This window comes from Streptomyces composti (genome assembly GCF_012034205.1).
GTDB lineage: Bacteria > Actinomycetota > Actinomycetes > Streptomycetales > Streptomycetaceae > Streptomyces > Streptomyces composti.
Map to the genome: position 1 here is coordinate 42,141 of NZ_JAATEM010000035.1, position 24,914 is coordinate 67,054.

21 protein-coding genes and 3 pseudogenes are annotated in these 24,914 nt (G+C 73.9%); 15 read left to right on the forward strand and 9 right to left on the reverse strand.

The window, feature by feature from the left end:
* The first annotated feature begins 6 nt into the window (after positions 1 to 6).
* From HCJ93_RS25055 to HCJ93_RS25080, 6 genes and pseudogenes are all read left to right on the forward strand, one after another.
* Positions 7 to 1,263, forward strand: a complete 1,257-nt coding sequence (locus HCJ93_RS25055; RefSeq protein WP_167998084.1) for a serine hydrolase domain-containing protein — start codon at positions 7 to 9, stop codon at positions 1,261 to 1,263.
* Between the two features lie 90 nt (positions 1,264 to 1,353).
* Positions 1,354 to 2,694: a CAP domain-containing protein gene (locus HCJ93_RS25060; RefSeq protein WP_167998085.1), complete on the forward strand. Its 1,341-nt coding sequence runs from the start codon at positions 1,354 to 1,356 to the stop codon at positions 2,692 to 2,694.
* A 91-nt stretch (positions 2,695 to 2,785) separates the two neighbouring features.
* On the forward strand, positions 2,786 to 2,926 hold the full coding sequence (locus tag HCJ93_RS25065) for a hypothetical protein (RefSeq protein WP_167998045.1): 141 nt from the start codon (positions 2,786 to 2,788) through the stop codon (positions 2,924 to 2,926).
* Positions 2,887 to 3,148: pseudogene (locus HCJ93_RS29685) on the forward strand (AIM24 family protein); the annotation flags it as partial. The gene HCJ93_RS25065 and the pseudogene HCJ93_RS29685, both read left to right, overlap by 40 nt.
* 82 nt (positions 3,149 to 3,230) lie before the next feature.
* Positions 3,231 to 4,190 carry a threonine/serine dehydratase family protein gene (locus tag HCJ93_RS25075; protein ID WP_167998086.1) on the forward strand — a complete coding sequence of 320 codons (960 nt, stop codon included), beginning with the start codon at positions 3,231 to 3,233 and terminating at the stop codon, positions 4,188 to 4,190.
* 357 nt (positions 4,191 to 4,547) lie between these two features.
* Positions 4,548 to 6,155: a serine/threonine protein kinase gene (locus tag HCJ93_RS25080; RefSeq protein WP_167998087.1), complete on the forward strand. Its 1,608-nt coding sequence runs from the start codon at positions 4,548 to 4,550 to the stop codon at positions 6,153 to 6,155.
* Positions 6,156 to 6,245: 90 nt separating this feature from the next.
* On the opposite strand, the gene HCJ93_RS25085 is transcribed toward HCJ93_RS25080, so the two are convergent.
* Entirely contained in the window at positions 6,246 to 7,679 is a 1,434-nt protein-coding gene (locus HCJ93_RS25085) for a serine hydrolase domain-containing protein (RefSeq protein ID WP_167998088.1), read from the reverse strand.
* A gap of 138 nt (positions 7,680 to 7,817) precedes the next feature.
* Between HCJ93_RS25085 and HCJ93_RS25090 the strand changes: the two genes are divergently transcribed.
* Complete coding sequence (locus HCJ93_RS25090; RefSeq protein WP_167998089.1) at positions 7,818 to 8,789, forward strand: LLM class F420-dependent oxidoreductase; 972 nt, start codon at positions 7,818 to 7,820, stop codon at positions 8,787 to 8,789.
* 95 nt (positions 8,790 to 8,884) lie between these two features.
* Positions 8,885 to 9,310 (forward strand): SsgA family sporulation/cell division regulator, encoded by a 426-nt coding sequence (locus tag HCJ93_RS25095; protein WP_167998090.1) that lies wholly within the window; start codon positions 8,885 to 8,887, stop codon positions 9,308 to 9,310.
* Positions 9,311 to 9,336: 26 nt separating this feature from the next.
* Here HCJ93_RS25095 and HCJ93_RS25100 read toward each other — a convergent pair whose 3' ends face one another.
* A complete protein-coding gene (locus HCJ93_RS25100) occupies positions 9,337 to 9,852 on the reverse strand; it encodes a DUF6328 family protein (RefSeq protein ID WP_167998091.1) in 516 nt (171 codons plus the stop codon).
* A gap of 162 nt (positions 9,853 to 10,014) precedes the next feature.
* Here HCJ93_RS25100 and HCJ93_RS25105 point away from each other — a divergent pair, with 162 nt between their 5' ends.
* Positions 10,015 to 10,347: a hypothetical protein gene (locus HCJ93_RS25105; RefSeq protein WP_167998092.1), complete on the forward strand. Its 333-nt coding sequence runs from the start codon at positions 10,015 to 10,017 to the stop codon at positions 10,345 to 10,347.
* 46 nt (positions 10,348 to 10,393) lie between these two features.
* Here HCJ93_RS25105 and HCJ93_RS25110 read toward each other — a convergent pair.
* Positions 10,394 to 11,271: pseudogene (locus tag HCJ93_RS25110) on the reverse strand (universal stress protein).
* A 274-nt stretch (positions 11,272 to 11,545) separates the two neighbouring features.
* Here HCJ93_RS25110 and HCJ93_RS25115 point away from each other — a divergent pair.
* On the forward strand, positions 11,546 to 12,232 hold the full coding sequence (locus HCJ93_RS25115; protein ID WP_167998093.1) for a CBS domain-containing protein: 687 nt from the start codon (positions 11,546 to 11,548) through the stop codon (positions 12,230 to 12,232).
* 33 nt (positions 12,233 to 12,265) lie between these two features.
* Here HCJ93_RS25115 and HCJ93_RS25120 read toward each other — a convergent pair whose 3' ends face one another.
* Together HCJ93_RS25120 and HCJ93_RS25125 are read right to left on the reverse strand one after the other, a co-directional pair.
* The gene (locus HCJ93_RS25120; RefSeq protein WP_167998114.1) at positions 12,266 to 13,606 is read right to left on the reverse strand and encodes a nicotinate phosphoribosyltransferase; all 1,341 of its coding nucleotides are present in this window, start codon (positions 13,604 to 13,606) and stop codon (positions 12,266 to 12,268) included.
* A gap of 146 nt (positions 13,607 to 13,752) precedes the next feature.
* A pseudogene (locus tag HCJ93_RS25125) lies at positions 13,753 to 14,621 on the reverse strand (universal stress protein).
* A 225-nt stretch (positions 14,622 to 14,846) separates the two neighbouring features.
* Between HCJ93_RS25125 and HCJ93_RS25130 the strand changes: the two are divergent.
* From HCJ93_RS25130 to HCJ93_RS25140, 3 genes are all read left to right on the forward strand, one after another.
* Positions 14,847 to 15,557 carry a DUF4389 domain-containing protein gene (locus tag HCJ93_RS25130; RefSeq protein ID WP_167998094.1) on the forward strand — a complete coding sequence of 237 codons (711 nt, stop codon included), beginning with the start codon at positions 14,847 to 14,849 and terminating at the stop codon, positions 15,555 to 15,557.
* 24 nt (positions 15,558 to 15,581) lie between these two features.
* A complete protein-coding gene (gene ppdK / locus HCJ93_RS25135; protein ID WP_167998095.1) occupies positions 15,582 to 18,248 on the forward strand; it encodes a pyruvate, phosphate dikinase in 2,667 nt (888 codons plus the stop codon).
* Positions 18,249 to 18,326: 78 nt separating this feature from the next.
* Positions 18,327 to 19,694, forward strand: a complete 1,368-nt coding sequence (locus tag HCJ93_RS25140) for an MBL fold metallo-hydrolase (RefSeq protein WP_167998096.1) — start codon at positions 18,327 to 18,329, stop codon at positions 19,692 to 19,694.
* Between the two features lie 61 nt (positions 19,695 to 19,755).
* On the opposite strand, the gene HCJ93_RS25145 is transcribed toward HCJ93_RS25140, so the two are convergent.
* Positions 19,756 to 20,739, reverse strand: coding sequence for an aldo/keto reductase (locus HCJ93_RS25145; RefSeq protein ID WP_167998097.1), 984 nt, complete (start codon positions 20,737 to 20,739; stop codon positions 19,756 to 19,758).
* A 415-nt stretch (positions 20,740 to 21,154) separates the two neighbouring features.
* Here HCJ93_RS25145 and melC1 point away from each other — a divergent pair, with 415 nt between their 5' ends.
* Complete coding sequence (gene melC1 / locus HCJ93_RS25150) at positions 21,155 to 21,526, forward strand: apotyrosinase chaperone MelC1 (protein ID WP_167998098.1); 372 nt, start codon at positions 21,155 to 21,157, stop codon at positions 21,524 to 21,526.
* Between the two features lie 56 nt (positions 21,527 to 21,582).
* Positions 21,583 to 22,404, forward strand: a complete 822-nt coding sequence (gene melC2 / locus HCJ93_RS25155) for a tyrosinase MelC2 (RefSeq protein ID WP_167998099.1) — start codon at positions 21,583 to 21,585, stop codon at positions 22,402 to 22,404.
* Between the two features lie 28 nt (positions 22,405 to 22,432).
* On the opposite strand, the gene HCJ93_RS25160 is transcribed toward melC2, so the two are convergent.
* The 3 genes from HCJ93_RS25160 to HCJ93_RS25170 all read right to left on the reverse strand — a co-directional run bounded on the left by HCJ93_RS25160 (position 22,433) and on the right by HCJ93_RS25170 (position 24,818).
* The gene (locus HCJ93_RS25160; protein ID WP_167998100.1) at positions 22,433 to 23,134 is read right to left on the reverse strand and encodes a ribonuclease H family protein; all 702 of its coding nucleotides are present in this window, start codon (positions 23,132 to 23,134) and stop codon (positions 22,433 to 22,435) included.
* 96 nt (positions 23,135 to 23,230) lie between these two features.
* Entirely contained in the window at positions 23,231 to 24,028 is a 798-nt protein-coding gene (locus tag HCJ93_RS25165) for a VOC family protein (protein ID WP_167998101.1), read from the reverse strand.
* A gap of 307 nt (positions 24,029 to 24,335) precedes the next feature.
* Positions 24,336 to 24,818, reverse strand: a complete 483-nt coding sequence (locus HCJ93_RS25170; RefSeq protein ID WP_167998102.1) for a VOC family protein — start codon at positions 24,816 to 24,818, stop codon at positions 24,336 to 24,338.
* Positions 24,819 to 24,914 lie beyond the last annotated feature (96 nt).

Genomic DNA, 24,914 nt, shown 5'->3' on the forward strand with positions numbered 1-24,914 from the left:
GCGGACATGGTGTCAGCGGCGGTGCTGCGCAGAGGAGCGGCGGCAGCGGTGGCCGGTCTCTGCCTTCTGGCGGTTCCGGTCCACGCGGCCGCGGCGGACCGAAAGGCCCCGTCCCCGGACCGGGAAGCCGCAGCCTCCGGCCAGGAGACCGCCGCCCTTCCCGCGCCGGACACCAGCGGCCTGCTGCGTCTGCTGGACACGGCACGCGAGCAGGGCGCGCCCGGCGCGATGGCGCGGATCGACGACGACGGCTCGCTGTACCGCGCCACCACCGGTGTGGCCGACCGCTCCACCGGCCGGGCCCTGAGCACCGCCGACCGCTTCCGCATCGGCAGCGTCACCAAGGTCATGTCGGCGACGGTCCTGCTGCAGCTGGTGGACGAGGGCAAGCTGGAACTGGACGCGCCGGTCGGGACGTACCTGCCGGGTCTGCTGCCGGACAAGCGCATCACGGTGCGTCATGTGCTCAGCCACCGCAGCGGCCTGTACGACTACACCAACGACATGTTCGCCCGCACCGTGGACGGCTTCGAGGCGGTGCGGACGAGGACGTTCACCCTGCGTGAGCTGGTCCGGCTGTCGCTGGAGCACCCGCGCACGACCGAACCGGGCGGCGGCTACCGCTACTCCAACACCAACTTCGTCGTCGCCGGCATGCTGATCCGCGAGCTGACGGGCCGTTCCCTCGCCACCGAGTACCGGCGGCGGATCATCGAGCCGCTCGGGCTGCGCGACACCCACTACGTGCATCCGGGCACCACCATCCCCGGCCGTCACACGCGCGGCTACCTCACCCCGGACGAGGCCGGTGCACCGCTCGTGGACGCCACCGAGCAGACGGTGTCCTGGGCGCAGAGCGCGGGGGCCGTCATCTCCAGCACCCGTGACCTCAACACCTTCCTCACGGCCCTGCTCTCGGGGCGGCTGACCAGCGCGGGGAGCCTGGCAGAGATGCGGCGCTGGGTGCCGGCCGGCACCGGGCAGGCCTACGGGCTCGGGCTGCGGCGCCGCGGCCTGTCCTGCGGCATCTCGGTGTACGGGCACACGGGCGCCGTCCAGGGCTACTACACCTACGCGTTCGCCTCCTCGGACGGCCGGCGCAGCCTCACCGCGCTCGCCAACACCTCGAACAGCGCCGAGGTGATGAACACGATGCTGCGCACCCTGGACGCCGCGTTCTGCGGCAAGCAGGCGGCGCAGCGGAAGGCCGCCGCGCCGGCCGAGCGGTACGAGGACGTGGCTCCGGCGGTCGCCCGCGACTGACCCCCCGGAACCGGGAACCGCGGTCCCGGTTCGAGGCGTTGTTCCGGACACATCCCCACAGGTCCGGAACGACGACAGCAGGGCGGCGTGATGAGCGAGTTGGTCCCCGGCGGCAATCGCGCGCTGCCGGACGGTGCCGTACGGGTCCGGGTGCCCGGCCCCTTCGACGTGTCCGCGCTGATCACGGACGACGGTCTGAAGGTGCGGGACGACGCGGACTTCGTCTTCTACAACCAGCCGTCGGCGCCGGGCGTTCGCCTGGAGGAGGGCGGGCTGGTCGTCGACCCGGGTGCGCTGCGGACCGGCGCGACCCGGGTCACGGTGGCCGTCAGCCCCGCGGACCCCGGCACGGCGCTGAGCGAGCTGCCCTCCCCCGCCCTGCGGGTGACCGGTTCCGACGGCCGGCAGGTCGCCCGCTTCACCCCGCCGCGCCCGCGCCAGGAGTCGGTGCTGCTGCTCGCGGAGATCTACCAGCGCGGCGGGACCTGGAAGCTGCGGGCCCTGGGCCAGGGGTACGCGGACGGACTCGCGGGCCTGGCGCGGGACTTCGGTGTGGAGGTGACGGACGAGGAGCCGGCGCCCCCCGCTGCCGTACCGGCCGGGGGCGGCACGGCACCCGCGGCGGGCGACCGGCAGCGTGCGTCCGACGGGGCCGGGGACGCGCCCGCGGGCTTCCTGGATGCGGTCAACTCCGCTCGTGCGCGGGCCGGTTCACCGCCCGTCTCCTTCGACGCCCGGCTGGCCCGGGCGGCACGGGCGCACGCCGGGGCGATGGCGGCCGACGGGCGGCTCGGCGTGGAGAGCCGGGACGGGGTCTCCGTCTACCGGCGCATCGTCGGCGCCGGGTATCCGTATCTGACGCTGGGCGAGCATCTGGTGTCCGGGCCGCGCACGGCGAGCGAGTTCGTGACCTGCTGTCTGGAGGGCCGGCGCGCCCGGCGCACGCTGTGCGACCCGGCGTACGTCCATGTGGGGGTGGCGCACGCCGACGGCCGGGGCGATGTCTACTGGACGGCGGTGTGGGCCAGTCCGCTCACCCCGGAGGGCCTGAACCGCACCGTGGCCGAGGTCCTGGACCTCACCAACCGGGAACGGGTGCGGGCGGGGCTGCCGCCGCTGGCCTCCGACCCGCGGCTCGCCTCCGCCGCGCAGGCGCACAGCGCCGACATGGTGGCACGGGACTTCTACTCCCACACCGCGCCCGACGGCAGCAAGCCCTGGGACCGGGCCGCCGCGGCGGGCTTCACCGGGCGCACCGTGGGCGAGAACATCGCCTGCGGCCAGCGCTCCGCCGCCGAGGTCGTCCAGGGGTGGATGAACAGCCCCGGGCACCGCGCCAACATCCTCAAGCCCGCCTTCGACCGCCTCGGGGTGGGTTTGGCGGGCGGCGGCCGGGCGGGCCTGTACTGGACCCAGCTGTTCGGCGGCTGAGGCAGGCCGGCCGGCCGACCGCCGGGAATCGGCCAGGTCTTGCCCCGCACCGGCCCTGGCCCGGTGCGGCCCGCCGGGCGAGGATGCCGTTGTGAAGGGTGACCCGTTCACCAGCCGGCGCATCGTGCAGCCCGCCACCGCGCCGGGCATGGCGGTCGAGAACGCCACGTGCGTCCGCTACGGCAGGCCCACGGCAGGCGCGGCCCGGCGTGCGAGGGCGACCCGCTGGTGATCCCGGTCTCGCCGCGGTACCCGGTGTACGTGGACACCGACGCGGCAGCCGGCTGGACGGCCGGGCCGGCCACCGCGCTGCACCGCTCGCAGTCGCCCGGGCCGATGCTCCGCGGCTGGCTCGGGCGAGGCCGTGCAGCTGATGCTGCAGGGCGAGGGGCATGTCGTGGTACGGCCCGGCGCGGCGCCCCGCACCGGCCGCAGCAGCGCTGAACCCGGTTGACCGGGGCCGTCGCCCCGGGTGAGGGTCGTGATGGCGCGGACCCCATGCCCACGATCCGCCGCGCCGGGAAGGAACAGGACACGTGATCGGGATCCAGGAGATCGAGGACGCCGCCGGGCGGATCGCGGACCATGTGGTGCGCACCCCCACGGTGCCGAGTCCGGGGCTGTCGGCACTGCTCGGCGTCCCGGCCACGGCGAAGCTGGAGCTGCTGCAGCGCACCGGCTCGTTCAAGGCGCGCGGCGCCGCGGCGAAGCTGCTGTCGCTGACCGAGGCGGAGCGGAACGCCGGTGTGGTGGCGGTGAGCGGCGGCAACCACGGCATCGCGCTGGCGGTCATGGCCTCGGCGCTGGATGTGAAGGCGACGGTGGTCATGCCGCGTTCGGCGCCCGCGCGGGCCGTGGAGATCGCGGAGTCGGCCGGTGCGCTGGTGCGGCTGACCGACGACATGGCCGGGGCGTTCGCGCTGACCGAACAGCTCCAGCGGGAGGGTCTGACGCTGGTCCACCCCTTCGACGACCCGGTGGTGATCGCCGGTCAGGGCACGGTGGGTCTCGAGTTCGCCGAGGACGCCGGCGAGCTGACGGACGTGCTGGTGAGCATCGGCGGCGGCGGGCTGATCGCCGGGGTCGCGGCGGCGCTGCGGGCGCGGCGGCCCGGGGTGCGGATCTGGGGCGTGGAGACCGAGGGCGCCGAGGCGATGTCCCGGGCGCTGGCGGCGGGCGGGCCGGTGCCGGTCGAGCTGTCGTCGATCGTGTCCACGCTCAGCGCCCCGTCCGTGTCGCAGCTGACGTACGAGCATGTCGCGGAACTGGTCACCGAGGTGCTGGTGGTGCCGGACCGGGAGGCGGTGGCGGGCTCGCTGGAGCTCGCCGAGCACGCCAAGGTGTGGACGGAGCCGGCCGCCGGCTGTCTGCTGCCCGCCGCGCGGCGGGTGCTGGAGCGGGTGGGCGGCGGGGCCCGGCTGGGCCTGGTGGTCTGCGGGGGCAACGCGACCCCCGGGGACATGATCGCCTGGGCGTCCCGCTTCGGTCTGCGCTGAGCGCCGCGCGCGGCCCGGAAAACCGTCCGCCGAATTCCGGCCGGTGCGGTCTCCGAGCCGCTGACCGGCCCGCCGTCGCATTTACCGCGGGTTACTACCAGGTGGGGGCCGGAATTCGGTCCTGCGGGGGCCGGAAAACGCAATGGGCTCCCCGGCCTGACGGGAGCACATGCCGCAGGTGAGCGGCGAACCGCCCCCGCTGGCTGTTTTCCCTCGCACACGCGCTCGCCCCTTTTGAAGCGGAACCCGGATTCCCGGAAAACCCCGGGATTTTCCCGCCGCGTATTGAACGGATCCGGCCCGGTCCCTCGTATCTGTGGCAAACGCGGGACACAGTGGTTCGACGAGGGATGGGTCATGGGCAGGGCGCGCGTCTCCACGAACGAGTCGGTCGCCGGACGGTACCGGCTGGTCGAGGTCCTCCATCGCGAGACCAATCTTCGTTGCTGGTACGCCGACGACACCCGGACCGGCAGGCCCTGCCTGGTCATGGAGAGCCGGCTGCCCGAGGATCCGCTCGGCGAGCTGCTGCCCCATGTCCCCGACCGGGTGCTGCGCACCACCGAGGACGTCACCCGGCTGTGCCCGGGGCGGATGGCCACCGTCATCGAGGCCGTCGCCGAGGCCAGCTGCCTGTGGACCGCCACCACCTGGATCGACGGCACCTCGCTCGGTGCCCTCCTCGCGGAGCAGGGCACCTTCAACCACGTACGGGCCGCCCGGGTGGGTCTGGAGCTGCTGGACGTGCTGGACGCCGCGCACACCGTGGGCATCACGCACGGCGAGCTCGGCCCCGGCCATGTGTTCGTGCGCGACACCGGTCCTGTGGTCGTCACCGGCTGGGGCCTGTCCCAGGCGACCGACGCCCCGCGGCTGACGGCACCGGCGTACGCGTCGCCGGAGCAGGCGCGCGGTGAGCGCATCGGCCCGGCCACCGACCTGTGGGCGCTCGGGGCGCTGCTCTACACCATGCTCGAGGGGCGGCCCCCGTACCGTGACCGGGGGCGCCCCGAGGCCACGCTGAAAGGAGTGGACCGGCTGCCGCTGCGCACCCCGCTGCGGGCCGGACCGCTCACCCGGCTCGTGCAGGGCCTGCTGCGCAAGGATCCCCGCGAACGGCTCGACCTCGAGGTGGCGCGGGAGGTCCTCACCCGGATCGTGAACGAGGACTCCGCCTCGGCATCGGCCGCCCCCGTGCCGGGCCCCCGGCTGCGCGACGCCGCCGTCGCCCTGCGCGGCGTGGGCCGGGAGTGGAGCCGCAGGACCATGGTCGTCGGCACCACGCTCGCCGTGATGACCGTGGCGGTCGCGGTGCTGACGGCGACGCAGGCCCTGCCCGGCGGCGACTCCGAACCCGAGACGGCCGACACCCCGTCTCCCTCCGCCTCGTCGCCCGGCGCACCCGGCGCACCCGACGCCACGGACACACCCGGTGACGCCCCGTCGGCCCCGCCGTCCTCCGCCGCCCCGAGCCCCTCCCCCTCGGACACGGACAAGCTGCCGCCCGGCTTCCAGCTGTACCGGGCGCCCGAGGGCTTCTCCGTGGCGCTCCCCGAGGGCTGGAAACGGCTGGACACCTCCCGCGCGGGCGACGTGGCGTACCGGGTCACCTTCGGCGCCGAGCAGGACCCACGCACCCTCGCCGTCACCTACAGCGAACGCGTCGGCCCCGACCCGGTGGCCGTCTGGCGCGACGACGTGGAGCCGGCCCTGAAGCGCGACGGCGACTACGACCGGATCGGCGAGATCCGCGCGACGAAGTACCAGGGCCGCAGGGCGGCCGACATGGAGTGGACCGAGGAGCGGAACGACACCAGGGTCCGCACCTTCGGCCGCGGCGTCGTCCTCGGCGCCGGCCGGGGCTTCTCCCTCCGCTGGACGACCCCGGCCGACGACTGGGACGACGCGGAGAGCAGAAGGGCCCTGGAAACCTTCCTGCGTACCTTCCGCCCGGCCGCGGCCTGAGCACGAGGCTCCTGTGCCCTCGCCCGACGCCTCGCACGACGGCCTCGCCGACGCCTGCGGTCAGGTGTGACGACCCCGGCTCGCGCGACCTCAGTCGGTGCCGCGCGGCGCGCGCAGCGCTCGCAGGGGCGGTGTGTGCAGCGGCTGGGTGTGCCAGCGGGCGGTGAAGGTCCGGTCGGCGCGGGAGCAGACCAGGGTCAGCCGGTGCGGTGTCTCGAGGAACAGCACGTCCAGCACCAGCCTGCCGTCGTCGGTCCAGCCGCCGCTCACCGCCGTCGGGAGGGGCTGTTCGGCCACGGTCCAGCCCTCGCCGCGCAGGCGCAGGCCGAGCCGGTGCCCGTTCTCGGTGAGGCTCACCGCCGACTCGCCGCCGGGCCGCGCCTCGACGTCCACGGCGGTCAGGCCCGGCTGGTCCGTGCAGACGCCGCCGGCGGGTGTGAAGGTGACCGGAGCCGGGTCCGGGCGCGGGGGCTCGGGGCTGCCCGTGGCCGGGGGCAGGGCGAGCCGGGCGAGGCGCTCGCCCAGGGCCGCGTCCTCGGCGTCCCGGCCGACGAGCGGCCGAGGGCGGAAGGCGGGCAGCAGATGCCGCCACACCAGGTCCAGGTAGTCCTGCATCCCGCTCGCCGAGGTCGCGGCGATCACCGCGTCGTGCTCGGGCAGCACCAGGCAGAACTGGCCGTGGGCGCCGTCGCCCCGGTAGCCGTGCCGGGCCATCCAGAAGTGCAGGCCGTAGCCCTGTCCCCAGTCCGGCCGGTCCCCCTCCGGATCGGCCGTCGCGATGTGACGCCGGGAGGCACGGGCCACCCAGCCCTCGGGCAGCAGCCGCCTGCCCTGCCACCTGCCGTCGGCGAGATACAGCTGCCCCAGCCGGGCGACGGCGTCGGTGGTGGCGTGCAGTCCGCTGAAGCCGATCTCCCGGCCGGTGCCGTCCCGCAGCCAGTGCACCTCGCCGATGCCGAGCGGGTCCAGCAGACGGGGGCGCAGATACCCGCTGAGCGACTGCCCCGTGACGCGCTGCACGATGGCGCCGAGGGTGTAGGTGTTCGGCTGGTTGTAGGCGAAGACGGTGCCGGGCTCGCTCTCCGGGGGCTGCAGCAGGAAGCCGCGCACCGGCTCACCGGGGTCCGCCGCCACGGCCCGGTCCAGCATCTCCTGATGGTGGCCGCTGGCCATCGAGGCGAGGTGGCGTACCCGGATCGACCGGCTGCGCGGATCGGTGATGTCCGCCCGGAACTCGGGGAAGTACGAGACGGCCGGCGCGTCGAAGTCGAGCAGGCCCTCGGCCTCGGCGAGGGCGGCGGCGGTGACGGTGAAGTTCTTGCTGAGCGAGTACAGCAGGTGGGGGCGGTCCGGAGCGTAGGGCGCCCACCAGCCGGCGGCGACCAGCCGGCCGTGGCGCAGGATCATCAGGCTGTGCGGCTCGATCTCCGGGGAGGCTTCCAGGGCGTCGAGGAAGTTCTGCACACCCGGAGCGTCGACGCCCATGGCGGCCGGGGTTGCGGAGGGCAGCGGCTGGTGTGTCATGCGGGGGATCCTCTCCCGCAACCCGTTGTACGGTCCACCGTCCTCCGGCGTCCTCCGGCGTCCTCCGGCCGCGGCGTCCGACGCCGCCGGCCGCAGGCTCTGCCGTTTCCCGGAGGCCCGTCGGGGGACCCGGGCGGCATGGTGCGGATCGGGTACACGATGATGACCGAGCAGGCCGGACCGCGGGAACTGGTGGGGCATCTGGTGCGCGCCGAGGAGGCGGGGTTCGACTTCTCCGTGACCTCGGACCACTACTTCCCCTGGCTGAGGTCGCAGGGGCACTCGCCCTACGCGTGGAGCGTGCTGGGCGCGGCCGCGCAGGCCACCTCCCGGATCCCGCTGATGACGTACGTGACCTGCCCGACGTTCCGCTACCACCCGGCGGTGGTGGCGCAGAAGGCGGCGACCATGCAGCTGCTGTCCGGCGGCCGGTTCCGGCTGGGGCTGGGTTCCGGGGAGAACCTCAACGAGCACGTGGTGGGCGGCGGCTGGCCCTCGGTCGATGTGCGGCACGAGATGCTCGCGGAGGCGGTGGAGATCATCCGTGCGCTCTTCGAGGGGCGCCATGTGAACCACCGGGGCGCCCACTTCGACGTGGAGTCGGCCCGCCTGTGGGACCTGCCCGAGGAGCCGCCGCCGATCGGTGTCGCCGTCTCCGGGGAGCGCTCCTGCGCCCTGGCCGGACGGCTTGCCGACCTGGTGATCGCCACCGAGCCCGAGGCAGGGCTGCTGGCGGCCTTCGACCGGCACGGCGGCGCGGGCAAACCGAGGGTGGGGCAGCTGCCGGTGTGCTACGACCCGGACCGGGAGGCCGCCGTCGAACGCGCCCATGCGCAGTTCCGCTGGTTCGGCAGCGGCTGGAAGGTGAACTCCGAGCTGCCGCACCCCGACTCCTTCGCTTCGGCGACGCAGTTCGTGCGGCCCGGGGACGTGGCGGAGTCGATCCCGTGCGGCGACGACCCGGAGGCGTTCGTGGACGCGGTGCGCCCGTACGCGGAGGCCGGGTTCACGGAGATCGCGCTGGTGCAGATCGGCGGCGAGTCGCAGCCGGACTACCTGGACTGGTCGGAGAAGACCCTGCTCCCGGCGCTGCGCGGCGCCTTCGGGTGAGAGCCGGTGTGATCCGGCGGTCGCGGCTGAGCATGTCGCGCGGATGCGGGGTACTAGAGGGCCCTGCACCTGCATTCCGGCGAAGGGCTCTGGTCGTGAACTCGAACCTGCACAAGACCCTGGTGGTGGAGGTCCGGGCGGGCGTCACGGACCGCTTTCCCGTGCTCGCCCATCTGAGCTACACCCCCGACGACCCGTTCGCCGTCACCGTCGTCTTCAGCCATGACGGCCGGGTCCTGGCACGGTGGCGGCTGGACCGCGACATGCTGCTGGAAGGGCTGAGGCGCCCGGTCGGCTGCGGTGACGTGCGGCTGCGGCCCGAGGACCGGGGTGCGGCGCGGGAGCTGCGGATGGACTTCCTCGGCGAGGCGCACGCCGACGGGAGCCGGCACCACGCGGTGGTGTTCGTGTGGGCCGAGGCCGTCGGGGAGTTCCTCACCGAGACCCACCGCATGGTCGCGCCGGGCTCGGAGCAGGTCCGCGTGGACGACTTCCTCGCCGACGTCCTGGCCGGGAGCTGACGACTGATCCGGACGGCCGGTCCGTCTCAGCGGGTGGTGTAGCGGTACCGCACCCACATGGGCAGCCCGAACCACCACAGCAGGTACCAGAAGACCACCCCGGCGACCAGATAGGGCACATAGCCGTCGCCGGTCGCCACCCGCAGGATCAGCAGCAGCGAGGCGCAGGTCGTGAGCAGCAGCAGCACGAGCCCGAGCAGCGTCATCCGGGCCGCCCAGGTCACCGCCTGCGGTTTGATCCTCCGTCCGGAGACCAGCCGGTGCAGCGAGACGGGGCCGATGAGCACGCCGGTGGCGCAGGCGCCCAGCACGACCGTGACGATGTAGATGGTCTGGTCGGTGCCGGACAGGTCGTCGTACTTCGGGGTGAAGACGACCGTCAACAGGAAGCCGAACAGGATCTGCACACCCATCTGGGCGACGCGGACCTCCTGGATCAGCTCGACCCACATCCGGTCCGCCCGCTCCTCCTCGGTCTCGTTGCGCCCTCGCCGCCTGACCTGGCCGTCCTCAGCGGCCGGTGTGCCCGGTGTGTCCGACACGGTGCCTCCCGGTGTGCGCCCAGTCTGCCTCTTCCTTCCCGCTCCTGCCCCGTCCGTGGCGGTCCTCCCGGGCGAAGCCCGGGCAACCGGAACGGTTTGCCGGGCTCCGGTCCGGTTACACGGCCTGCGCGACGACCCCGACTTCCGAAGGGCACGGAGTTCATGACCGACACCCAGCTCACCGTGACGATGGACGGCGGCGCGGACGACGCCCGCACGGTCGTCCGGGCCCTCGAGGGCGCCTTCGGGGCGCCGGACGCCCTGCCCTCCGACGACCGGGCGACGGTCCACACGGCGACGTTCACCTCGGAGGGCGACGACGGCGGGCCGGGCGAGGCCGGCCGGCTGTCCGCCCCGGTCGGCGTCACCGTGCAGGGCACCCCGCTCGCGGTGCGCCGGGCCCGTGACACCCTGGCCGGCGCGTTCACGGCGCACGACGCGGGCGCGGCCTCCGGGGACCAGGAACGCGAGTGGCAGCTGCGCCTCGAGCCCTGAGCCCCGCCGCCGGCCCGGGGCCGGCCGGTTCCTGTCCGGGGCCGGGTCACACCTCCTCGGGGACGACGGCCACCGGGCACGCGGCGTGATGCAGCAGGGCGTGGGCCACCCGCCCGAACTGCAGGCCGCCGACCGCACCGTGCCGCCGCCGCGCGCCCACCACCAGCAGATCGGCCTCCGCGGAGGCGTCCTGCAGCACCTTGTGAGCCACCCCCTCCACCGCCCGGGGGCGCACGTCCACCTTCGGATGGTCCCGGCCGGGCTCGTGCAGCGCGTCGGTCAGCAGCGCCCCGGCGCGTTCCTCGTTGACGTCCGCGGCGTCGGCCGCCGTCAGCAGATGGTCGAAGTGCTCGTGGGCGGGCCGGCGCCAGACCCGTACCGCGTGCAGGACGCAGTCGCGCGCCTCCGCCTCGCGGAAGGCGAACCGCACAGCGGCCGAGCTCTGTCCGGGGTCGCCGACACCGAGCACGACCCCGCCGGACGCCCCCGCCGGTTCCGTTCCCCGCCGCGCACCACGATCACCGGGCACACGGCCCGGGCGGCCACGGTGAGGCTCACCGAGCCCAGCAGCATTCCCGCGATCCCGCCGCGTCCGCGTGAGCCGGTCACCACGGCGAAGGCGTCGGGGGCGGCGCGCAGCAGCGCGGAGACGGCGTCCTCGGGCACGACCTCGGCCGACACCTCCAGCTCCGGGTTGCGGGCCCGGGCGCGCTCGGCGCCGGACGCCGCGATGTGCTCGGCCATGACCTCCTCTGCGGGGCGGTCGGTACCGAAGGAGGGGGCCCGCCCCTCGTAGCGCTCCCACAGGGAGGCGTGCACGAGCCGCAGGGGCAGCCCGAGGCGCGTGGCCTCGTCCACGGCCCAGTCCACGGCCTCCAGGCTGGAGTCCGACCCGTCGACACCCACGACCAGCGGGAGCACCATGGTCACCACCGCCTTCCTGCACCGGCGGCCGCCTTCCGTTCCCGGCGGACACCGCGTTGCGGCCCCCTGTCAACACCGTCGCACCGCACGGGCCCGGCCGCGACACCGGCACGGGCCCGCGGACCGCGGTACCGGCCCGGGTTGCACCGCGCCGGTTCGGGGCGATCGTGGAGGTGTACGGCCGAGGACCGCCGGCGGGCTTGAAGCCGCCCCTGCCGCGACGGCCGGACACGCGGCACGAACCCGCCCCCGGCGAGGCCCGAGGAGGACCGCGGTGCCTGGTACCCCGCACACCGTCAGCGATGTGATGACCCGGACGGTCGTGGCCGTCGGACGCGACGCGCCGTTCAAGGAGATCGTCCAGACCATGCAGCAGTGGAAGGTCAGCGCGCTCCCCGTGCTGGAGGGCGAGGGCCGTGTCGTCGGCGTCGTCTCCGAGGCCGACCTGCTGCCCAAGGAAGAGTTCCGCGACGACGAGCCGAGCCTGCTGCGGCAGCGCGGCCGTCTGGCCGACGTCGCCAAGGCCGGGGCGGTGACGGCGCGGGACCTGATGAGCACGCCGGCGATCACCGTCCGCCCCGACGCCACGCTGTCCCAGGCGGCCAGGATCATGGCCGTACGGCACGTCAAGCGGCTGCCCGTGGTCGACGACCTCGGCATGCTGCAGGGCATCGTGAGCCGCGCCGACCTGCTGAAGGTGTTCCTGCGGCCGGACGAGGAGATCGAGGACGAGGTCCGCCGCACGGTGGTGTCCTACCTCTTCCCGGCCCTGAGCCACGGCATCCGTGTGAGCGTCGACGAGGGAGTCGTCACCCTGGAGGGCCATGTCCGCGACACCTCGCTCATCCCGCTCGCCGTGCGGCTGGTGCGTGCCGTGGAGGGCGTCGTGGACGTGGAACCCCGCCTCACCGGCGAACCGGCGCACGGGAAGGGGCAGAAGGGGCAGCAGACGGCCCGCTGAGCCGTTCCGTGCAGCCATGGTGTGCGTGTGCGGTCAGGCCGCCGCCACCTGCTCCTCGATGTGGTGCCGGACGCGGGCGGTGAGGGTGCTCAGCGGTCCGGAAACCGTGGCGCGCGGTGCGACGGGCTCCCGGATCCGGCGGGCCTGCGGCGGCAGCGCGTCCAGGTCGGTGGTGAACCGCTCCCGGCACTCCTCGAGCGTGGTGCGCCGGCCGGTGCGCCGCCCGTTTCGCATCACCGTCTCCAGCAGGGGCGTCGCCCCGTCGGGCGGCTGCTCGTCGGCCAGGCCGATCACATCGGCGCCCTCGGGCCCGCGGAACACCTGCTTGCGGCCGGGCGCCGTGGCCTTCGCCGAGGACAGCTTCATCACCGGGCGGCCGTCGTACTCCACCAGCTTGTACGCCGTGTCCAGGTACGGTGCGTCGGCCGACACGCCCACGCGGGTGCCGACGGCGTAGGTGTCGACCGGGGCGCCCGAGCGCACCAGGTCCTCGATGGCGTACTCGTCCAGGCCGCCGCTCGCGATGATGCCCACGCGGGGCAGGCCGGCGTCGTCGAGGAGGGCACGGGCCCGTGCCGCCAGGGCCCCGAGATCGCCGCTGTCCAGCCGTATCCCGGAGCCGCCCTCGCTGACCCGGGGGCCGAGCTCCTTCAGGACGCGGGCCGCGGTGCGCACGCCCTCCTCGGTGTCGTAGGTGTCCACCAGGAAGGCCACCGGACCGGGATGCGCCCGTGCGAAGGCCCGGAAGGCCTCCTCCTCGTCGGCGAACGCCTCGATGTAGGAGTGGGCCATGGTGCCGACGGCGGGGATGCCCAGCTCGGTGGCCGCGGCCACGTTGCTGGTCCCGGCGAAGCCCACCATGGCGCCCGCGCGCGCCGCGGCGAACCCCGCCTGCGGGCCGTGGGTGCGGCGCAGCGAGAAGTCGACCACCGGATGCCCCGCTGCCGCGATGACGCACCGCGCGGCCTTGGAGGCGGCCGCGGTCTGGTGGTTCAGCTGGTTGAGCACAAAGGTCTCGACGAGCTGCGCCTGGGGCAGCGGCGCGGTCACCTCCAGCAGGGGCTCCCCGGCCAGCACGATCCGGCCCTCGGGAACCGCCCGCACGTCCCCGGTGAACCGCAGGCCGAGCAGGTGCCGCAGGTCCTCGGGCGGGCGGTGCAGCGCGGTGGCGAAGGCCTCGACGTCCTCGGGGCCGATGTGCAGGCCGGACAGGTAGTCCAGGGCCGGTTCGAGTCCCGCGGCGACCAGGAAGCCCCGTTCGTCCGGCAGATCCCGGGCGAAGAGGCTGAACGTCGCGGGGGCGGTCATGTCCTCCCGGAGGTAGGACATGACCATGGTCACCTCGTACAGGTCGGTGGTGGTCGCGTCGGACATGTGGGTCGCCTCCTCGGCCGTGTCCGGCCGTCCCCACGCCTTGGTGGGGACGGCCGGCGCGCGGACCATCCGTCCCTCACTCCCCCTCCCCTCCACCCTCCGACGAGTCGGGGGGCACCGCCATCGCGGCGGAGGTCCGCGCCGTCTCACGCCGGGACCGTGATGACCGGGCAGGGGGCATGACGCATCACGCCCTGGCTCACCGAGCCCAGCAGCGTGCCGGCGAGACCCCCGTGTCCGCGGGTTCCGACGACCAGGCCGAGAGCGTGCTCGGAGGCGTCCGTGAGGACCCGCACCGGGTGGCCGCGGACGACCTCGGGTGCAGCTCCACGTCGGGGTGGGTGCCGGTGCGGCCGGCGACCGTCTCCGCGAGCACGCGGCGGCACTCCTCCGTCGCCGCGTGCTCGTCGAGGACTCCGAGCAGCGGCGGATGCCACACGTACAGCGCCCGCAGCCGTGCGCCGCGCAGGGCCGCCTCCTCGACCGCCGGGTCCACCGCGGCCGCCGAGTGCGGGCTGCCGTCGACGCCGGCCACGAGGTACGGGGGCTGCCCGGTGGCGGTGTGCTCCGCCTCGGGTACGACCACGACCGGGCAGGAGGCGTGGGCCGCGAGCGGCAGTGCCACGCGGCGGAGAACAGTCCGCGGCCTGCCGGGATGCCGGGAGCCGACCACGGCCAGGGAGGCGTGGCGGGACTCCTCGTGCAGGACCCACGCCGGCTCGCCCTCGGCCAGCAGCGCCGAGACCTCCACCTCGGGCTGCCGGGACTCCACGAAGGACACCGCGTCCCTGAGCAGCCGCTCGCCCGGCCCGTGCAGTTCCCGGTTCCACTGCTCCCGGGACGGCCCAGCCTCCCCGGACCGGTAGCCGCCGACCGGGGTTCCCTGGGCGTGCACGAGCCGCAGCGGGAGGCCGCGGCGCCGCGCCTCGTCGGCGGCCCAGGCCAGTGCCAGGCGTTCACCGGGGTCGGGGTCGACCCCGACCCCGATCGGCCGGCGTCCGTCCGCGCCAGTCATGGCAGGCACCTCCAGGCGCCTCTCGCACCGTTCGTCCACGTCCAGGCCGGCCTCGGCGGCCGGGTGCCGCCACGGTGCCGGTGGTCCCTGCCGGTGGCCCGGTCGGCCCCTGCGGACTCGGCCGCTTTCACGGATGCTGGAACGAGGGGGTCCAGCAGGAGAAGGACGACCACGCACCGCTTCGCCGCTCGTGATCGTCACCGGCTTCCGAAGGGACCGGTCGCCATGAGCACACACGTCACCTCCCCGCCGGCCGGTCCGGCGAGCCCCGGGGTGTATCCGGCCCGGCTGACCGCCCGGCTCGACGAGCCGCTGTCGCGCTGGCTGTGGCTGGTCAAATGGCTGCTCGCCCTCCCCCACCACATCGTGCTGCTGTTCCTGTGGGTGGCGGTCCTGGTGGTGAGCGTGGTGGCCTTCTTCGCGATCCTGTTCACCGGCCGCTACCCGCGGCCCCTGTTCGACTTCACCACCGGTGTACTGCGCTGGAACTGGCGTGTGGCGTACTACGCCTACGGCACGCTGGGCACCGACCGCTACCCGCCGTTCACCCTCGCCGACGTGCCCGACTATCCGGCCCACTGGGACCTGGAGTATCCCGGGCACCTCTCGCGCGGCCTGGTGCTGGTGAAGTGGTGGCTGCTCGTCCTGCCGCACTACCTGGTCCTGGGATTCTTCCTCGGCGGAGCCCGCATGGCCTGGTTCAACGGCGGCCTCATCGGGCTGCTCGCCCTGTTCGCCGGTGTCGCCCTGGCGTTCACCGGCCTCTACCCGCGCGGCCTGTACGACCTGCTGCTCGGCCTGAACCGCTGGGTGCTGCGGGTGGCCGCCTACGCGGCGCTGCTCACCGACGAGTACCCGCCCTTCCGCCTCGACCAGGGCGGCGAGGAGCCCCCGGCCGGGCCCCTGAACGGGCCCGAACCGCGCAAGACGCCATGACCGGTCCTGAGAAGGAGCACCCACATGGTCCGCTATGTGTACGCGTTCAGTGAGGGCGGCCGGGACCAGGCCGGCCTGCTGGGCGGCAAGGGCGCCAATCTCTGCGAGATGGCCCGCCTCGGGCTGCCCGTGCCGCCCGGTTTCATCGTCAGCACCGAGGCCTGCCGCGCCTACCTCGCCACCGGCAGCGAGCCGGAGGGTCTGGCGGGCGAGATCCGGGAGCATCTCACCGCGCTGGAGCGGTCCGCGGGGCGGAGGCTGGGGCAGCCCGACGATCCGCTGCTCGTGTCGGTGCGTTCGGGTGCGCGGCACTCCATGCCCGGGATGATGGAGACGATCCTCGACATCGGTCTCAACGACGACTCGGTGCTGGGCCTGGCGAAGTCCGCCGGTGACGAGCGGTTCGCCTGGGACTCCTACCGCCGTCTCGTCCAGATGTTCGGCTCCACGGTGATGGGCGTCGACGGCGCCCTGTTCGACAGGGCCCTGGAGAGCCTCAAGCAGGAGGTGGGAGCCGCGGACGACCTGGGGCTTGGCGCGGCCGATCTGGCGGGCCTGGTTCAGACGTACAAGAAGCTGATCCTCCGGGAGACCGGCGAGGACTTCCCGCAGTCGCCGGCCGAGCAGCTGCACCGGGCGGTGCTGGCCGTCTTCGACTCGTGGAACGGCGAGCGGGCGCGGCTGTACCGCAAGCGCGAGCACATCCCGGACGACCTCGGCACGGCCGTCACCGTGCAGACCATGGTCTTCGGCAACCTCGGCCCCGACTCCGGCAGCGGCGTGGCCTTCACCCGCGACCCGGCGACCGGCCGGCCCGGTGTGTACGGCGACTATCTGGCCAACGCGCAGGGCGAGGACGTCGTCGCGGGCATCCGCAACACGGTGCCGCTGGACGACCTCGCCCGGATCGCCCCCGAGGCGTACCAGCAACTGCGCGGCCACATGGCGGCGTTGGAGGCGCACTACCGTGACCTGTGCGACATCGAGTTCACCATCGAACGCGGCCGGCTGTGGATGCTGCAGACCCGGGTGGGCAAGCGCACCGCCGAGGCCGCCTTCACCATCGCCGCCGCGGTGGCCGACGAGGGGCTGATCACCGCCGACGAGGCGCTGACCCGGGTCCGCGGCGACCAGCTGGTCCGGCTGATGTTCCCCCGGTTCGACGCCTCCTCGGCCGGTGCCCCGCTGGCGCACGGCATCCCGGCCTCCCCCGGCGCCGCCGTCGGCACGGCGGTGTTCGACTCCGCCGAGGCGGTACGGCGGGCCGCCGCCGGGGAGAAGGTCGTCCTGGTGCGGGAGGAGACCAACCCGGACGACCTGCCGGGCATGGTCGCCGCCCGGGCCGTGCTCACCAGCCGCGGCGGCAAGACCTCTCATGCGGCCGTGGTCGCCCGCGGTATGGGCACGGTGTGCGTGTGCGGCGCCGAGGAGATCACCGTCGATCCGCAGCGCCGCTGCTTCACCGCCGGCGGCACCACCGTGGAGGAGGGCACCGTGATCTCCGTGGACGGCTCGGCGGGCGCCGTGTACGTGGGCGAGGTCCCGCTGGTGGACTCGGCGGTGGCGCGGTACTTCGAGACCGGGGAACGTGCGGACGCGCTGGTCGACGCGGTGGCACGGGCCATGGAGCACGCCGACACGGTGCGCCGGCTGGAGGTCAGGGCGAACGCCGACACCCCCGAGGACGCGGCCCGCGCCCGCCGCTACGGGGCGGAGGGCATCGGTCTGTGCCGCACCGAGCACATGTTCCTCGGTGAGCGGAGGCGGCTGGTCGAGGCGATGATCCTGGCCCGCAGTGCCGAGGAGCGGGACCGGGCCCTCGGGGCGCTGCTGCCGCTGCAGCGGCAGGACTTCACCGGGATCCTGGAGGCCATGGACGGTCTGCCGGTCACCATCCGGCTGCTGGACCCGCCACTGCACGAGTTCCTTCCCGACCGCACCGAACTCGCGGTGCGCCTGGCCGCCGACGAGGCCCGCGGCATCCCGCCCAGCGAGCACGACGCGCAACTGCTCGAGGCGGTCAACCGGATGCACGAGGAGAACCCGATGCTGGGCCTGCGCGGGGTGCGCCTCGGTCTGGTGGCCCCCGGGCTGGTCGGCATGCAGGTGCAGGCGATCGCCGAGGCGGTGGTGGAGCGCAGGCGCGCGGGCGGGGACCCGCGGGCCGAGATCATGGTGCCGCTGGTCGACACGGTCGAGGAGCTGCGCCTGGTGCGCGAGGAGGTCGACCGGGTGCTCGCCGACGTCGCCGCGGAGTCCGGGATGCCGCTGGACTGCCCGGTCGGCACGATGATCGAGCTGCCGAGGGCCGCGCTCACCGCCGGACTCATCGCCGAGGAGGCCGAGTTCTTCTCCTTCGGCACCAACGACCTGACCCAGACCACATGGGGCTTCTCCCGGGACGACGTCGAGGCGGCCTTCTTCTCCGCCTACCTCGACAAGGGCGTCTTCTCGGTGTCCCCGTTCGAGACGATCGACCGTCAGGGCGTGGGGCGCCTGGTGCAGATCGCGGTCGCCGAGGGGCGCGCCGCCCGGCCCGGTCTGCAGCTCGGCGTGTGCGGCGAGCACGGCGGGGACCCGGATTCGGTGCACTTCTTCCACGCCGCGGGTCTCGACTACGTCTCCTGCTCCCCGTTCCGTGTGCCGGTCGCCCGGCTCGAGGCGGGCCGTGCCGCGCTGATGGCGGAGTGACCCCTCGGTACAGCTGCGGGGTGGAGCCTGACACCTCCCGGGGTGCCCGGGGTGAATCGTCCGAGAGGAGTCGGAGCCGTGTTCTTCGTCGACACACTGGCGTCCGAAGCGCTGGGCAACCGGAGCTATCTGGCCGGCGGCCCCGGCGCCGCGGCGGTGATCGACCCGCCGCGGGACATCGACCGGGTCATCGGCGCGGCGGCCCGGCGCGGGGCGCGCATCGCCCTCGTGGCCGAGACCCATGTGCACAACGACTACGTCAGCGGCGGTCTGGAGCTGGCCCGCGTCACCGGCGCCCGCTACCTGGTGCCGGCCGGTGCACAGGTGTCGTTCGGCCGCACCCCCGTCGCCGACGCCGACACCGTGACCGTCGATGCGGGCCTGCGGCTGCGCGCGATCGCCACCCCCGGGCACACCCCGCACCACACCTCCTACGCCCTCGCCGAGGACGGGCGCGACGTGGCGGTGTTCACCGGCGGATCCCTGCTCCTGGGTGCCGTGGGCCGCCCCGACCTGGTCGAGCCCCGGCTGACCGAGCAGCTGGCCCGCGCCCAGCACGCCTCCGCCCACCGGCTGGCCGACGAGCTGGACGACGAGGTGCGGGTGCTGCCCACCCACGGGTTCGGCAGCTTCTGTTCCTCCACCCAGGCCGACGGGGAGGCGACCACGATCGGCAAGGAACGGGGGACCAACGACGCGCTGACCCTGGACGCCGACACCTTCGTCGCCCGGCTGCTCGCCGGACTGGACGACGTGCCCGCCTACTACGCGCACATGGGCCCGGCCAACGCCGCCGGCCCCGCGCCGGTCGACCTCACCCCGCCCGGGCGGGCGTACGCCGCGGAGATCGCCGCCCGGCTGGCGGCCGGGGAGTGGGTGGTGGACCTGCGCAGCCGCACCGCCTTCGCCGAGGGGCATGTCGCCGGGTCGTACAACGTCGAGGTCGACGGCAGGCTCGCCACCTACCTGGCCTGGCTGATGCCGTGGGGCAGGCCCGTCACCCTGCTCGCCCGGACACCGGAGCAGATCGCCACCGCCCAGCGGGAGCTGACCCGGGTGGGCATCGACCGTCCGGCGGCCGCCGCCACCGGCGACCCGGCCGGCTGGATCCGTGAGGGGGAGCGGCTCGCCTCCTTCCGCCGCGCCCGCTTCGCCGACCTCGCCGCGGCCCGCCGGCGCGGGGACGATCCCGTCGTGCTGGACGTGCGCCGCCGCTCGGAGCGCGCGGGCGGTGGCATCGACGGCTCCGTCCACATCCCCGTCCACGAGCTGCACGCGCGCCTCGGCGAGGTGCCGGACGGCACGGTGTGGGTGCACTGCGCCGGCGGGATGCGCGCGGCGATCGCCGCCTCCCTGCTGGACGCCGCCGGCCGTGACGTGGTCGCCGTCGACGACCGCTTCGACCTCGCCACCGCGGCGGGGCTCACCGTCGGCCGCCCGGGCTGACGAGGCCTCGCGCCCTGCTCCTCCGTGACTCCCGCATGGGCATCCGGCCGGCGCCGTGCAGCTACCAGCGGTGCTCCACCTGATCCTTGATCCGCCTCTCGTACAGCCCGCGGACCGCCTCCATGGTGGCGTCGGACAGCTCGGGCAGGCGGGCTGCGGCCGCGTTGGCGCGGGCCTGCTCGGGCGAGCGGGCGCCGGGGATGACGGTGGTGACGCCGGGCTGCTGCAGGATCCAGCGCAGCGCCAGCTGGGCGGGTGTGTACCCCTCGGGGGCGAGGGCGGCGAACTCGGCGGCGGCCTGCACACCGGTGGCGTAGTCGACGCCGGAGAAGGTCTCGCCCTGATCGAAGGCCTCGCCGTGCCGGTTGAAGGTGCGGTGGTCGTTCTCCGGGAAGACGGTGTCCTTGGTGTACTTGTCGGAGAGCAGTCCGGAGGCCAGCGGCACGCGAGCGATGATGCCGACCCCGGCCTCCCGGGCGGCGGGCAGCACCTCGCGCAGCGGCTTCATGCGGAACGGGTTGAGGATGATCTGCACACTGGCCACGTTCGGTCGGGCGATCGCCGCGAGCGCCTCGGCGCAGGTCTCCACGCTGACTCCGTAGGCCGCGATGCGCTCCTCGGCCACCAGGGTGTCGAGGGCGTCGAAGACCTCGTCGCGGGAGTAGACGGGCGTCGGCGGGCAGTGCAGCTGCACCAGGTCGATCCGGTCGACGCCGAGGTAGCGGCGTGACCGGTCGTTCCACGCGCGGAAGTTGGACAGGACGTAGTTCTCGGGGATCTGCTCGACGCGCCGGCCCATCTTGGTGGCGACCAGCACATGCAGGTCGGGGCGTCCGCCGAGGAACGAGGCGATGGTCTGCTCGCTGCGCCCGTCGCCGTAGACGTCGGCGGTGTCGAAGAAGCTGACGCCGGACTCGGCCGCGGCCTCCAGGACGGCGTGGGCCTGCTTGTCGTCGACGTCGCCCCAGTCCGCCCCGAGCTGCCAGGTGCCCAGACCGATGACGGAGGCGTGCTGCCCGGACCTGTGGAATGTGCGCTCTTCCATGACGGCCAGTCTGTCACCGCTCCCGGCCACCCGCCGGTCGCGGGGGCGATCATCTCCGGCGGTCGGCCGGGATGCCGTTCGCAACGGGCGAGGCCGGGACGCCTTCCGCCGGCCGGCCGTGCCCCGGTTCGCGCAGTCGCCTCGATCTCGTCAATCTCGCGCGGTGACCTGCGCCACGTGCCGGGCGCCCGGCGCGGAAGAACGCACACGCCGGCTCCACGAGCGGAGCGGAATATCCCCCTCCATGAAGGTGCCGCCCGGCCGGACAGCAAGATCGTCTTGATTCAACTCTGTACCGCATGAGTGGAATTGCCCGGATCCGGGCCAACCGCCCCCCGGCGATTTCCACCGCCGGCGGCGCGGCCGATAGGCATACGGCGGACCTCACCCGAACGAACCTTTCAGGGGGATTCGCATGCCGGAGATCAGCCGACGCGGCGCGCTCACCGCCGCGGCCGTCCTCACCGCGGCCGCGGGCGCCTCCGCGGCCCTCGCCCCGGCCGCCCGCGCCGCCGGCCACCACCACGAGGCGCCCGGCGCCTTCGACGAGGTGTACAAGGGCCGCCGGATACAGGGCCGGCCCCGCACCTCGGGCGGCCACCACCACGGCGACGACTACGCCGTGTTCATCGACGGCGTGGAGCTGCATGTGATGCGCAACGCCGACGGCACCTGGATCAGCGTCGTCAGCCACTACCAGCCGGTGCCCACCCCGCGTGCCGCGGCGCGCGCCGCGGTGGACGAGCTGCAGGGCGCGGCGCTGCTGCCCTTCCCCGCAGCCGTCTGAACCGCATCGCAGGCAGCACCACCCGCACTCGCACGTACTCCGGGAGCCACCCGCACATGACCGTCCGCAAGAACCAGGCCCTGCTGACCGCCGAGGAGAAGCGCCGGTTCGTCGCCGCGCTGCTCGAGCTCAAGCGCAGCGGCCGCTACGACTCGTTCGTCTCCCTGCACAACGACTTCATCATGTCGGACACCGATCACGGCGAGCGGACCGGCCACCGCTCACCGTCCTTCCTGCCCTGGCACCGCAGACTCCTGCTGGAGTTCGAGCGGGCGCTGCAGTCGGTGGACCCGTCGGTGGCGCTGCCCTACTGGGACTGGACCGCGGACAACTCCCCTCGCTCCTCCCTGTGGGCGCCGGACTTCATGGGCGGCACCGGACGCAGCCGGGACGGCCAGGTGATGGACGGCCCGTTCGCGGCGAGCAGCGGGAACTGGCCGATCAACGTCCGGGTCGACGGGCGCTCGTTCCTCAGACGGTCGCTCGGCTCCGGCGGGTGGCAGCTGCCCACCCGGGCGGAGGTGGAGTCGGTGCTGTCGATCGCCACCTATGACATGCCGCCGTGGAACAGCGCCTCCGACGGCTTCCGCAATCACCTGGAGGGCTGGCGGGGCGTCAATCTGCACAACCGGGTGCACGTCTGGGTCGGCGGGCACATGGCCACCGGGGCGTCGCCCAACGACCCGGTGTTCTGGCTGCACCACGCCTACATCGACAAGCTGTGGGCCGAATGGCAGCGCCGCCACCCCCGCTCCGGCTATCTGCCGACGGGCGGCACGCCCGACGTGGTGGACCTCGACGAGACGCTGCGGCCGTGGCACGACATGACCCCGGCGGACCTGCTGGACCACACGCCGCACTACACCTACGACGCCTGAACGCGCCGCGCCCGGCCCGGACCCGGTGTCAGGCGCTGCCGGCGGTCCGGCACTCCGGGTGCCCCCAGCCGCGGTCGTTCCTGGCGATCGGCTCCCCGGCGGCGTAGGAGCGGCCGCACGAGCAGCGGCCGGGGAACTTCGCCTTGATGGTGCGTGCGGAGGATCCGGAGCGGGACCGGGAGGTGCGGGCCGCGGTGCCGTTCCTGCGTCTGCCGCCGCCCCGGCCCGCCGGGGCGGCGGGGGCGGGCGGTGGCTCGGGCGAACCCAGCTCGCTGCCGGCGTCGCGCTGCTCGCCGGCGGCCTGGCTGGCGGCGCGGTCGGCGAAGTCGTTGAGCGGGTCGCCGCCGACCTGGTGGGCGGGCACGTAGCGGAACTCGACGGTGCGGTCCTGGAGCAGCTCGTCGATGCGGAGCACCAGTTCCTGATTGGCGACCGGCTTGCCGGCCGCCGTCCGCCACCCGTTGCGCTTCCAGCCTGGCAGCCAGGTGGTGACGGCCTTCATGGCGTACTGCGAGTCCATACGGACCTCGAGCGGCACGTCCGGATCGGTCGCCGCGAGCAGCCGCTCGAGAGCGGTGAGCTCGGCGACGTTGTTGGTGGCCCTGCCCAGCGCCCCCGCCTGCCAGCGGACCGGGGTCTCGGAGGAGTCGGCGATCACCCAGGCCCAGCCGGCGGGTCCGGGGTTTCCCTTCGAGGCTCCGTCGCAAGCGGCCACAACACGTTCACGCATCCCCCGATCATGCCATGCCCGGGGGACGGCCCCGGCGGAGCCCATCGGCCCGTACCGGCCACCGGGAAAGCGGTGACCGGGGCCCCTGCGCGCCGCTCACACCTCGGTCATCGGGGGCATCTCGCCCTCGGCCTTCGTGGTGTCGATGACCGAGAAGGCGGCGCCCTGCGGGTCGGTCAGCGCGGCGACGCGGCCGAACGGGGTGTCCATCGGCCCGAACTGCAGCACGCCGCCGAGCCCGGTGGCCTTCGACACGGCCTCGTCGCAGTCGGTGACGCCGAAGTAGACGTTGATGTAGGGCGGCACCTCGGGCGGGAAGTCGTCGCCCATCTCCATCCGGCCCAGCGCGGGCCGCTCACCGAGGTAGTACACCCGGAAGTCCATCGACTCGTCCTGCATCTCGCGGCTGGTGTAGCCGAAGACGGCCGGGAAGAACGCGTCCGACGCGGCGGGCTCGCGGGTGAAGACCTCCGCCCAGGCGAACGCACCGGGCCGGCCCTCCTCCGTCTCGAAGCCAGGGTGGCTGCCGGCCTGCCAGACGCCGAACACCGAACCGCCCGGGTCGCGGGCCAGGCACATCCAGCCGAAGTCGGCGACCTGCATCGGTTCCATCAGGATCTCGCCGCCGTTGTCACGGATCTTCCGCGCGGTGTCCGCCGCGTCCGGCGAGGCCAGGTACAGGCACCACTGCGACTTGCCCGCCTGCCCCGGCATGGGCGGGATCACCGCGGCGGCCGCCCTGCCGCCGGCGTAGGCGAGGGTGTAGTTGCCGTACTCCGACGACGACTCGCCGAAGGTCCAGCCGAGGACGTCGCCGTAGAACCGCCTGGCTCCCTCGACGTCGTTGAACATCGCGTCGGCCCAGCAAGGGGCGCCCTCGGGTGACACAGCCATGGTCCCGACCTTCTCCCTGTGCAGGATCCCCGTGGGGGATGTCTGTGGGCGTCTGTGAGGGTTTCGACGGGGATCTCCGGTTCCTCACGCTAGTCACCCGCGGGGCGCCTCGCGCGCCGAGCCGCAGGTGACCGCCGGGGCGCCCGCGTGGGCTCCCACCACGTCGGCCCCCCGCGGACCGCCCGGCCCGCTCCCCCGGGCATTCCGCGCAGCACGCGGGTGATCAGGGAGGGGCGGGCAGAGCCGACGGGCGGGGCCGGCGGCGGGGGTGTCCCGGCGGCCCCGCCCGGCCCGCGCCGTGTGGCGATCACTCGCCGGCGTACGCCTTCTCCAGCTCGGCGATGTCGAGCTTGTGCATCTGCATCATGGCCTTCATCACGCGGTCGGCCCTGGTCCGGTCGGGATCCTTCAGCATCTCGGTCAGCCGGATCGGGGTGACCTGCCAGGAGACTCCGTAGCGGTCCTTGAGCCAGCCGCACGGCCCGTGCTCGCCGCCGCCCTCGACGAGCTTGTCCCAGTAGTGGTCGACCTCCGCCTGGTTCTCGCAGTCGATCTCGAAGGAGATCGCCTCGCTGAACTGGAAGTCGGGCCCGCCGTTCAGCGCGACGAACCGCTGCCCGTTGAGCACGAACTCCACGGTCAGCACGTTGCCCTCGGAGCCGGGGCTCGACTCGGTGTGGTGCAGGGTGTCGCCGAGGCTGGAGTCCTTGAAGACGGAGACGTAGAAGTTCGCGGCCTCCTCGGCCTGGCCGTCGAACCAGAGGCAGGTGGTGAAGCCCTTGGCGGTCATGGTTCCTCCCGTGGGTGCGGCGCCGGTCGGCGCGCGTTCACCTGTACCGACCGCCCGGGGGCCCGGAACTCATCGGCCACCGGCGAGTGCCGCCCG

What these genes read in the sequence shown, in the direction of transcription:
- HCJ93_RS25055 (WP_167998084.1), top strand. Translation starts at nt 7, where the DNA reads ATGGTGTCAGCGGCGGTGCTGCGCAGAGGAGCGGCGGCAGCGGTGGCC.
- HCJ93_RS25060 (WP_167998085.1), top strand. Translation starts at nt 1,354, where the DNA reads ATGAGCGAGTTGGTCCCCGGCGGCAATCGCGCGCTGCCGGACGGTGCC.
- HCJ93_RS25080 (WP_167998087.1), top strand. Translation starts at nt 4,548, where the DNA reads ATGGGCAGGGCGCGCGTCTCCACGAACGAGTCGGTCGCCGGACGGTAC.
- HCJ93_RS25085 (WP_167998088.1), bottom strand. Translation starts at nt 7,679, where the DNA reads ATGACACACCAGCCGCTGCCCTCCGCAACCCCGGCCGCCATGGGCGTC.
- HCJ93_RS25090 (WP_167998089.1), top strand. Translation starts at nt 7,818, where the DNA reads ATGGTGCGGATCGGGTACACGATGATGACCGAGCAGGCCGGACCGCGG.
- HCJ93_RS25105 (WP_167998092.1), top strand. Translation starts at nt 10,015, where the DNA reads ATGACCGACACCCAGCTCACCGTGACGATGGACGGCGGCGCGGACGAC.
- HCJ93_RS25120 (WP_167998114.1), bottom strand. Translation starts at nt 13,606, where the DNA reads ATGTCCGACGCGACCACCACCGACCTGTACGAGGTGACCATGGTCATG.
- HCJ93_RS25130 (WP_167998094.1), top strand. Translation starts at nt 14,847, where the DNA reads ATGAGCACACACGTCACCTCCCCGCCGGCCGGTCCGGCGAGCCCCGGG.
- ppdK (WP_167998095.1), top strand. Translation starts at nt 15,582, where the DNA reads ATGGTCCGCTATGTGTACGCGTTCAGTGAGGGCGGCCGGGACCAGGCC.
- HCJ93_RS25145 (WP_167998097.1), bottom strand. Translation starts at nt 20,739, where the DNA reads ATGGAAGAGCGCACATTCCACAGGTCCGGGCAGCACGCCTCCGTCATC.
- melC1 (WP_167998098.1), top strand. Translation starts at nt 21,155, where the DNA reads ATGCCGGAGATCAGCCGACGCGGCGCGCTCACCGCCGCGGCCGTCCTC.
- melC2 (WP_167998099.1), top strand. Translation starts at nt 21,583, where the DNA reads ATGACCGTCCGCAAGAACCAGGCCCTGCTGACCGCCGAGGAGAAGCGC.
- HCJ93_RS25160 (WP_167998100.1), bottom strand. Translation starts at nt 23,134, where the DNA reads ATGCGTGAACGTGTTGTGGCCGCTTGCGACGGAGCCTCGAAGGGAAAC.
- HCJ93_RS25165 (WP_167998101.1), bottom strand. Translation starts at nt 24,028, where the DNA reads ATGGCTGTGTCACCCGAGGGCGCCCCTTGCTGGGCCGACGCGATGTTC.
- HCJ93_RS25170 (WP_167998102.1), bottom strand. Translation starts at nt 24,818, where the DNA reads ATGACCGCCAAGGGCTTCACCACCTGCCTCTGGTTCGACGGCCAGGCC.